Origin of the sequence: Streptomyces sp. NPDC060198, from assembly GCF_042728415.1 — a bacterium.
Taxonomy (GTDB): domain Bacteria; phylum Actinomycetota; class Actinomycetes; order Streptomycetales; family Streptomycetaceae; genus Streptomyces.
Genome location: NZ_JBHWZJ010000277.1, coordinates 1 through 9,332 on the forward strand (window position 1 = coordinate 1; position 9,332 = coordinate 9,332).

Annotated in this window: 7 protein-coding genes; all 7 read right to left on the minus strand. The window is 67.1% G+C overall.

All coding sequences use genetic code 11. The features are described from left to right. Nucleotides 1-37 precede the first annotated feature (37 nt). The 7 genes from ACFWEP_RS26210 to ngcE all read right to left on the minus strand — a co-directional run bounded on the left by ACFWEP_RS26210 (nt 38) and on the right by ngcE (nt 8,386). Entirely contained in the window at nt 38-1,330 is a 1,293-nt protein-coding gene (locus tag ACFWEP_RS26210; protein WP_387373446.1) for a sugar ABC transporter permease, read from the minus strand. Continuing rightward, nucleotides 1,327-2,115 carry an ATP-binding cassette domain-containing protein gene (locus ACFWEP_RS26215; RefSeq protein WP_328718746.1) on the minus strand — a complete coding sequence of 263 codons (789 nt, stop codon included), beginning with the start codon at nt 2,113-2,115 and terminating at the stop codon, nt 1,327-1,329. Before ACFWEP_RS26215 ends, ACFWEP_RS26210 begins: the two co-directional genes overlap by 4 nt. A gap of 262 nt (nt 2,116-2,377) precedes the next feature. Continuing rightward, nucleotides 2,378-3,502 (minus strand): sugar ABC transporter substrate-binding protein, encoded by a 1,125-nt coding sequence (locus tag ACFWEP_RS26220; protein ID WP_387373448.1) that lies wholly within the window; start codon nt 3,500-3,502, stop codon nt 2,378-2,380. Between the two features lie 121 nt (nt 3,503-3,623). Then, entirely contained in the window at nt 3,624-4,823 is a 1,200-nt protein-coding gene (locus ACFWEP_RS26225) for an ROK family protein (RefSeq protein WP_387373449.1), read from the minus strand. Between the two features lie 215 nt (nt 4,824-5,038). After that, nucleotides 5,039-5,968 carry a carbohydrate ABC transporter permease gene (locus ACFWEP_RS26230; RefSeq protein WP_387373451.1) on the minus strand — a complete coding sequence of 310 codons (930 nt, stop codon included), beginning with the start codon at nt 5,966-5,968 and terminating at the stop codon, nt 5,039-5,041. Next, nucleotides 5,968-6,891, minus strand: a complete 924-nt coding sequence (locus ACFWEP_RS26235; RefSeq protein ID WP_387373453.1) for a carbohydrate ABC transporter permease — start codon at nt 6,889-6,891, stop codon at nt 5,968-5,970. The genes ACFWEP_RS26230 and ACFWEP_RS26235 overlap by 1 nt, the downstream gene beginning before the upstream one ends. Before the next feature lie 49 nt (nt 6,892-6,940). Continuing rightward, nucleotides 6,941-8,386 carry an N-acetylglucosamine/diacetylchitobiose ABC transporter substrate-binding protein gene (gene ngcE, locus ACFWEP_RS26240; RefSeq protein WP_328718752.1) on the minus strand — a complete coding sequence of 482 codons (1,446 nt, stop codon included), beginning with the start codon at nt 8,384-8,386 and terminating at the stop codon, nt 6,941-6,943. Nucleotides 8,387-9,332: the final 946 nt, after the last annotated feature.

Genomic DNA, 9,332 nt, shown 5'->3' on the forward strand with positions numbered 1-9,332 from the left:
CCCTGAGGGACGCCGGGCACCCGCGCGGAGCCGTGGTTCAGGCGCGGCCCGCCGTCTTCTGGGTCTTCCGGGTGACGGAGTCGATGCAGACCGTCGCCAGGAGGACGGCACCCGTGATCATGTACTGGACCGGGGTGGCGATGCCTTCGAGGTTCAGACCGTACTGGATGGAGACGATCACCATCACGCCGAGGAGGGCGTTCCAGGTGCGGCCCCGGCCACCGAAGAGGCTGGTGCCACCGATGACGGCCGCCGCGATGACGTTCATCAGCAGGTCGCCGGTACCGGCGCTCTGGTTGGCGGACGCGATCTTGGAGGCCCAGAACAGGCCGCCGATGGCGCCGAACGTACCGGCGATGGCGAACACCGAGACGCGGATCGCGGTGACGTTGATACCGGCGCGGCGGGAGGCCTCGACGCTGCCACCGAGGGCGAAGATCTTCCGGCCGTAGGCCGTACGGCGCAGGACGAAGTCCGTGATGACCAGGGCGACGATGAAGAGCACGAACGCCAGGGGCAGACCGCGGTCCTGGTTGAACATGAACGCGGCGGCGAAGGCGAAGACCGCCAGGACGACCGTGCGCACGATGATGTCGGAGAGCGGGCGGGACGGGACCCCGGCGGCCGCACGCCGGCGGCTGTCGAAGAACGCCGACAGGAAGAACGCGGCCACACCCACGATCGCGAGGCCGTAGGCCGCGGCGACGTCGGTGAAGTAGTACGTCGTCATCTGGCCGACGACGCCCTTGCTGTCCAGGTTGATCGTGCCCGTGTCACCGAGCAGGTTCAGCATGAAGCCGAGCCAGAACAGCAGGCCGGCCAGGGTGACGGCGAACGCCGGAGCGCCGATCTTGGCGAAGAAGAAGCCGTGGATCGCGCCGATCACCGCACCGCTGACGATGGCGATGAGAATGGCGAGCCATTCGTTCATGCCGTGCGTGATGGTGAGCACCGCGACGAGGGCGCCCGAGACACCACTGACCGAACCGACCGAGAGGTCGATCTCACCGAGCAGCAGGACGAAGATGATGCCGACGGCCATCATGCCGGTGGCGACCATCGTGACGGAGATGTCGGTGATGTTCTTCGCGGAGAGGAACTCGGAGTTCATGCTCTGGAAGACGACGCAGATGATCACCAGGCCGATGATGACCGGGAGCGAGCCCAGGTCACCGGCGCTGATCTTGCGCTTGAACTCGCTGAAGTAGCCGCTCAGGCCCTGCTCGCGGACGAGCAGCCGGGGGTCGACCACGGTGGCGGCGCCGTCGGCGGCCTCCGGGTTGACGACCGGCGATTCCGCCGTGGCGGTGGAGGTCTTGTCCGTGGTCACTTCGAAACCTCCGCGGTGCGCGCCGCACGACGGGTCACGGCGTTGTCCGTGGCGCCCGTGATGGCAGAGATGATCTCTTCGTGCGAGGTGGTCTTCACGTCGAAGACGCCGTTGTTGTGGCCCAGGCGCAGCACGGCGACCTTGTCGGCCACCGCCTTGACGTCGGCCATGTTGTGGCTGATGAGGATGACCGCGAGACCGCGCTCGCGCAGCCGCTCGACCAGGTCGAGGACCTGGGCGGTCTGCTCGACGCCGAGGGCGGCCGTCGGCTCGTCGAGGATGACCAGCTTCGGGTCACCGAGCATCGAACGCGCGATGGCCACCGTCTGGCGCTGACCGCCGGAGAGGGAGGCGATCGGGATCCGGACGCTGGGGATGCGGATGGAGAGCGTGGAGAGCAGCTCGCGGGAGCGGCGCTCCATCTCGACCTCGTCGAGGACGCCGAAGCGGCGCAGCTCCCGGCCGAGGTAGAGGTTGCCCACGACATCGAGGTTGTCGCAGAGGGCGAGGTCCTGGTAGACCGTCGCGATGCCCAGACCCTGGGAGTCCTGGGGGCGGTTGATGTGGACCGGCTTGCCCTCCCACTCGATGACACCGTCATCGATGGGGTGGACACCGGCAATGGTCTTGACCAGCGTTGATTTTCCGGCGCCGTTGTCGCCCACCAGGGCGACCACTTCACCGGCGTGGACCTCGAGCTCGACTTCGGTGAGCACCTGCACGGCACCGAATCGCTTCGAGATCCCTCGCAACGCCAACACGGGCGTAGCGGACACGTGAACCATCTCCTTCGCCGCCTGACCGGCGGGGATGCCGCGCCTGGGGGGAGGCGCGGTGGTTGAGCAGAAGGGAAAGCGAGGAAGCGTTTCCGTCCGGCGCCCCGCCCGCTAGCGGGGCTGATGAAGGGCGGGACACCGGACAGGCTTCTGGTGGGCGGGCCGCTGTGCGGCGGGCCCACGGGGACCGGCCTATCCGCCTGAGGCGGGGCCGGACCCGGCCGGAGCCCCGCCGGCCGCGCGGGGCGGGGGCGGGGTCCGGCGGGTGGGACTACTTGAGGCCGAGGGTGGCGCAGGCCGAGGCGTACTGGCCGGCGCAGATCTCGGCGACGGTGTAGACGCCGTCCTCGATGACCGTGTCCTTGATGTTGTCCTTGGTCAGCGAGACGACCGGGACGAGGTAGGTCGGGACACCCTTGGTGGTGGCGCTGTCCACGGTCGAGGTGGCGACCGAGGCGGCGATCTTCTCGCCCTTGGCCAGCGAGACGGCCATGGTGGCGGCGGCCTCACCCTCCGGGGAGTACGGCTTGTAGACGCTCATGAACTGCTCACCGGAGACGATGCGCTGCACGCCCGCGAGCTCGGCGTCCTGGCCGGTGACCGGCGGGAGGGTCTTCAGGCCGGAGGCCTTGAGGGCGGTGATGATACCGCCGGCCATGCCGTCGTTGGCGGAGTAGACGCCGACGATCTTGTCCTTGCCGAGAGCCGTGATCGCCGCTTCCATGTTGGCGTTGGCGTTCTCCGGCTTCCACTCCTTGGTGTCGTACTCCTTGCCGACGGTCACCTTGCCGTCCAGGACGGACTTGGCGCCCTTCTTGAAGAGTGCGGCGTTCGGGTCGGTGATCGCGCCGTTCATCATCACGATCTTGCCCTTGGAGGCGTTGTCACCCAGCGCCTCGAGGAGGGCCTTGCCCTGGACCCGGCCGACCTCTTCGTTGTCGAAGGAGGTGTAGGCGTCGATGGGACCTTCGGCGAGGCGGTCGAAGGCGACGACGGGGATGCCCGCGTCCTTGGCCTTCTGCACGCTGTTGGCGATCGACTTGGAGTCCACCGCGTCGATGATGAGGGCGTCGACCTTGTTGGTGATCATGGTCTCGACCTGCTGCGCCTGCAGCGTGGCGTCCTGCTTGGCGTTGCTGTAGACGACCTCCGCCTTGCCGCCCGTGAGCTCGCCGATCTTCTTCTCGATGATCGGCTTGTCGAACTTCTCGTACCGAGCGGTGGCGTTCTCCGGAAGGAGCAGACCTATCTTGAGGTCGTCGCCCTTCTTGGCCGACGACGACGAAGAGCTGTCGGCCTTGTCGCCGGACTCCTTGGCGCTCCCACAAGCGGCAAGCGAGACCGCCATGGCGGTGGCGGCGACAGCAACAGCGGCACGGCGCATACGCGTGTTCATAACTCGAACCTCCCTGACGAGGCCGCGACGTTGCGGCCGAGGTGGACGGAAGTCAACTCGGCCGCAGAGGCGGCGTCAAGGAGTAAATACTTAACGAGATGACAACGGTGCCATTCGTTATCTAAGTGAAGGCAGGCGTGCTGGGAGAGAGCGTATTCTCCAAAAGGGTCGAATCGCCCATTTCGCTCAGCACCAGAGCCAGCGCACCGAGCACCTCGGCGCGCCCTCCGAGCGCTCCCGGGAGCACCGAGAGCTGTCGCGCGGCGCTCGGAATGGAGTAGCGCGCCACCGAGTCCCGGATGGGCCCGAGGACCAACTCCCCTGCCTCCGCGAGCGATCCACCGAGGACGACCCGGCTGGGGTTGAGGAGGTTGCACAGGTTCGCCACACCGCTGCCGATGTGCCGGCCGACGTCGGCGATCACCCGGCGGCACCCCGGGTCGCCCTCACGGGCCAGCTGGACGACCCGGTCCATGGTCAAGTCCGGCCCGTGGCTGGGCCTCAGGAGCGGCAGGACGTACCGGGCGGCGGTGAAGGTCTCCAGGCACCCGCGGTTCCCGCAGCGGCAGACGGGGCCCGCCTCGTCGAGGGTGATGTGGCCGATCTCCCCGGCGGTCCCCCCGGGACCCCGGTAGATCGCCCCGTTGATCACCAGGCCCGCCCCCACCCCGCTGGCGACCTTGATGTACGCGAGGTCCCGGACCCCCCGGCCGCTCCCCCAGACCAGCTCCCCCAGGGCCCCGAGATTGGCGTCGTTGTCGACGTAGACGGGCACTCCGAGGCGGGCGGCGAGTTCCGCGCTGGGGTTGATGCCCGTCCATCCCGGCAGGATCGACGTGGAGCCGAGAGTGCCCGACTCCACGTCGATCGGGCCGGGCACCCCGAGCCCCACGCCTATGACCTTGTCCTGGCCGATCCCGGTGGTCCGGATCAGACGGTTGACCAGCGCTTCCGCCCGCCCGAACCCGTCCGCGGAGGAGGCGTCCACGTCCAGTGGCTCCGACTCCTCGGCGAGGACCTGGTGGGCCAGGTTGCCGATCGCCACGCGTAGGTGCGTATGGCCGAAGTCCACCCCGATGACGACGCCCGCGTCGCCGCTGAGCGAGACGCTCCGGGCCCTGCGGCCCCCCGCCGAGGTGGGGGTCACCTCGACGGTGCCGCCGTCCTTCAGCTCGCGCACGATGTTGGAGACGGTGGCCGCGGAGAGGCCGGTACTCCTGGCGATTTCCGCCTGGGTGAGCGACCCCGCCATGCGCACGGCGCGTACGACCCGCTCAAGATTGGCCCGATGCAGAGATGTCTGCGACCCCGGAGTCTCCATCGACTCACTCACTCCTGCCGTTTTCTCTAACATGTGAACCAATAGCTGACCTTTCCCGGGTGTGCCCCGTCAAGACCTTGAACGCCCGGAGCCCCGTATGAGCGCGGCACCTCCCCACATGAGGTCGGTGGAATTCGTCGGAACACGGACGAAACCGCCCAACGGCCGGAGGCAGTCGGGCGGTTCCGTGGTGACGCCGCGGTGAAGCGGAGGTGCTACTTCAGTGCTCCGGCGGTCAGGCCGGCCACCACCTGACGCTGGAAGACGATGTACGCGGCGAGGACGGGGAGCATGGCGATGACGAGTCCGGCGAAGAGCCCGGAGTAGTCCCCCTTGTACCCCTGGCTGGTGGAGAGCTCCACTAGGCCCTGCGCCAGCACCCGCTTGTCCGGGTCGGTGTTCAGCACCGTGGGCAGCATGTACTGGTTCCACTGCCCGAGGAAGTTGAAGATCCCGACGCTGATCAGCCCCGGCTTCGCCATCGGCAGCATCACCTGGAAGAAGGTCCGGGTGTGCGAGGCCCCGTCGATCAGCGCGGCCTCCGCCACCGAGGTCGGCAGCGTGCGGAAGAACGAGGTCAGGAAGAACACGGTGAACGGCAGCGAGTACGCGATGTACACGAGGATCAGGCCGTGGATCGTGTTCAGCAGCCCCATGTTGTCCATGACGTAGAACAGCGGGACCAGGGCCAGCATGACCGGGAAGCTCATGCCTCCGACGAACAAGAAGTAAATGAAACGGTTCCCGGGGAAGTCGAACCTGGCCAGGACGTACGCGGCCATCGACCCCAGCACCAGCGTGCCGACGAGCGAGCCCCCGACCACCAGCACGGTGTTGAGGAAGTACTCGCTCATGTGCGCCTGGTTCCAGGCCCGTCCCCAGGCGTCGAAGCTCAGGGAGTCGGGCAGCGCCCACGGGGAGTTGAAGATGGCCTTGTCCGACTTGAAGGCGGACATCACGGCCCAGAACAGCGGCAGGATCACCAGGACCGCCCAGATGACGAGCACACCGTGCGAGAACACGTTGAGGACGTGTCCCTCACCGCGCTTCGCCCGGGACGTGCCGCCGCCGTCGGTCTTGGCCACCCGCTGTCCGGGTACGCCGGCCTCCTCGCGGAGGGTGGGCGGGGTGTCAGTGGTCTTCATCAGTACTCCAGCCGCTCGCGCCGGCCCAGCTTCATGACGACGGCGGCGAACGCCAGGGTCACGAGAAGCAGGGCGACGCCGATCGTGGTCGCATAGCCGGCCTGTCCGTCCCGGAACGCCGCCTGGTAGACGTACAGCGGGAGGACGGTGGTCGAGTAGTCCGGTCCGCCGGGCCCGACGCTCATGATGTTCACCACGGCGAAGCCCTCGGCGCCCAGCGCGAGGATGCCCATGTAGACCCAGCCGGACTGCACCGTGTCCCAGAGCAGCGGGAGGGTGATCCGGAAGAAGGTGGTGAACCTGGTCGCACCGTCCAGCAGGGCCGCCTCGTAGAAGTCCTTCGGGATGGACGCCATGCCCGCCGAGAAGAGCACCACGAAGAACCCGGTCGTGCACCAGACGAGGACCGCCATGATGCACCAGAGCGCGAGCTTGGGATCGCCGAGCCAGTTCGGCAGGTCGTGGTCGAATCCGAATGCCTTCAGCGACCCGTTGATCATGCCCTGTGCGGGGTCGAAGGCGAACTGGAAGAGAATCGCCACGATCGCGATGGAGAGGACCTGCGGGAAGAAGTAGGCGATCTTGTAAAAGCCGGATCCGCGGACGCCCGAGATGAGCGCGCCCTTACGGCGCCGTCCGCCCACATTGAGCATGAAGGCGAAGAAGAGGGCGAGCCCCAGCGTCACCAGCGGCAGCAGGATCGCCAGCAGCACACTGTGCTCCAGCGATTTCCAGAAGATGTCGTCCTTGAACATCTTGGTGTAGTTGTCGAAGCCGACCATCTCGAAGTCGGGGCTCAGCCCCGTCCAGTCCGTGAACGAGTAGTAGATGGACTGGATGAAGGGCCAGACGACGAAGATGACGTACAACGCCATCGGGGCGATCAAGAACCCGACTATGAACCGGTATTTACCGTGCTGCATCGTTACCGACTCCGACCTTCCTGCCGTGCCGCCGCTGGTGACGCGTGGATCACTGGTGCTTGAAGTGCTTGATGGACCCGTCCTTGGCCGCCGCGTCCGCGTAGCCCTGGATCTTCTTGATCGCCTCGGCGGGGGTCGCCCGGCCGGCCATCATCTCGCCGAGACCGGAGACGCCGATCTGCTCCTTCTGGAGCTTCACGTACCAGTCCTGCAGGCGCGGGTTGACGACGTTGGTCCCGGCCTTCTCCAGCGCGGCGACACCGGACTTGAGGCCGTCCGACAGCTCGATGCCGTCGGTGCCGCCGTTGTAGGCGGACAGGGACTTGGTGCTGGAGGTGAAGGACTTCGAGGACGCCTCGCTGAGCATGATGCGCAGCTGCTCCATGCCGCCCTCGGCGTTCTTCGCGTTGGCCGGGACGATGAAGGGCTCACCGCCGGACGCCCAGATGGTGCCGAAGGGCATCTTGTCCGAGGCGTCGAGGCTGGAGGGCGCGCCCACGGACAGCTTGAAGTCCTTGGGGATGATGGACGCTTCCTCGTTCTCCACCCAGGAGCCGTTGGGGATGAACAGCGCCTTGCCGTTGGCCCACGCGCCCTGCGAACCGCGGTGGTCGAGACCCGGGGTCCCCTCCAGGACGTAGCCCTTCTTGAAGAGCTCGTAGTACGCCTCGAACGCGGCCTTGACGGCGGGGTGTTCCCACGCCTTCGGCTCCAGGTTGTCGATCGCGTCGAGCACCTCGACACCGCCGATCTTGGCGATGAAGGGGTAGAGCGAGAACGGCAGGTAGTAGGGGTACTTGCCGGCGTAGGTCCAGCCGGCGATGCCCTTCTTCTTGGCCTTCGCGCAGAGCGCGAGCATGTCGTCCCAGTTCTCCGGGTACGTCGCGTCGAGCTTGTCCAGGGCGGTCTGCGAGTACCAGACGCCGTACACCGTGTAGGCGTAGTACATGATCCAGACCGGGTCGCCGTCGAACTGGCCCATCTCGACGATGCCCGGGCGCAGGGTGTCGCGCACCGTCTTGTTCGGGTCGTCGATGGACGGCGCGTCGAGCAGCGGAGTCAGGTCCGCGAGCTGCTTCTTGCCGACCAGGACGCCCATGTCCATTTGCTGGGCACCGGAGTTGTCGATCAGGTCCGGCGGGGTACCGCCGTTGAAGCGCGGCTGCAGGACCGACTGGATCTTCTGCGTCTTGGAGAACGTGACCTTGGCCTTGGGGTACGTCTTCGCATAGACGGCCTTGGCGTCCTCGGCGTACTTCGTGCCGAACCCGCCGTCGAAGATGACCAGTTCGAGGGGCGCGCTCTCGTTGACGGCCAGCGGGTTCTCCGCCGACTTGGTGCCCTTCTCGACCTTCTCGTCGGAGCCGCTGTCGCCGCTGGCGCAGGACGCCAGGAAGCTCATCGTGGGAACGGTGATCACGCCGAGAGCGGCGGACCGCTTGATCAGATCGCGACGGCCGAGGCCCTCATTGTTGTGGGCGGAGGTCGATCCCATGCTCAAGTCCTCACCTTCATCAGGACTCAGGCGGTGTACCGGTCACCCGTCGAGATCTCGCCTCAGGCGAAGGGCCCCGCCACCGCGCGGTCGGTTGCGCTTGGGTCATGCAGAGAGACGTACCAATGTGCCTGACTCGGCCTGGCGTGCCGGGAGAACGTACAGCGAAACAGCCCATGGCATGCCTCGTACCGCCCCCCGTACCCCTGGCGAGTGCGCAACCGTGTGAAACGGCTGTGCAGACGCCGACAGGTATAGTCCACTTGCTGCCGGAGGAGCAAGATCGAATGCAGGTTTGCCGGGGAGTCTTTCCCGAGTTGAGACCTCGCCGATACGTCGGCACCGTGCGCCCTACGACCGACGGCAGCATTTCCCGGATTTCGACGATTCGCCCGTCACCTCTCCCGTAACCGCCGCGAAACGCGGGAGCAGTTGACCGTCACGCGCGCCTCGCGTGGGTGTCCCGGGGCGCCGGATCCGGCAGAATCCCCCACCGCCCGGGTCACAATAAATGGCGGCAAACACCGATCCTGGCCGGGAGTCCCGCACTCCGACCGCCGGGCGAGGGAAATGCGATCCGGGCGAATCGGTCGACCCCATGCCGAATGCCCGCACGATCGACGCAACCGCGTTCAATTCCCGAACGGAAGGCGACGAAAGGGAACGGGGCGGTCCGGTGGGGCCCGGTGAGGTCCGGTGAGGTCCGGTGAGGTCCGGGCCGGTCGAATTCGGTCGGTCCGGTCGTACCTGGCTGGGCCGGGTCGGACGTCGGGTCGGATCGCGTCCGGTCAGGTCGGGCCGGGACCGACCCCAGCACCGGCGGATCGGCGGGTCGACGGATCGACGGGTCGGCGGATCGGCGGATCGACGGGTCGGCGGGTCGGCGGGTCGGCGGGTCGGCGGATCGCCGCCGGAAAACGAGGGACGGCCGGCACCGTGTCTCCGG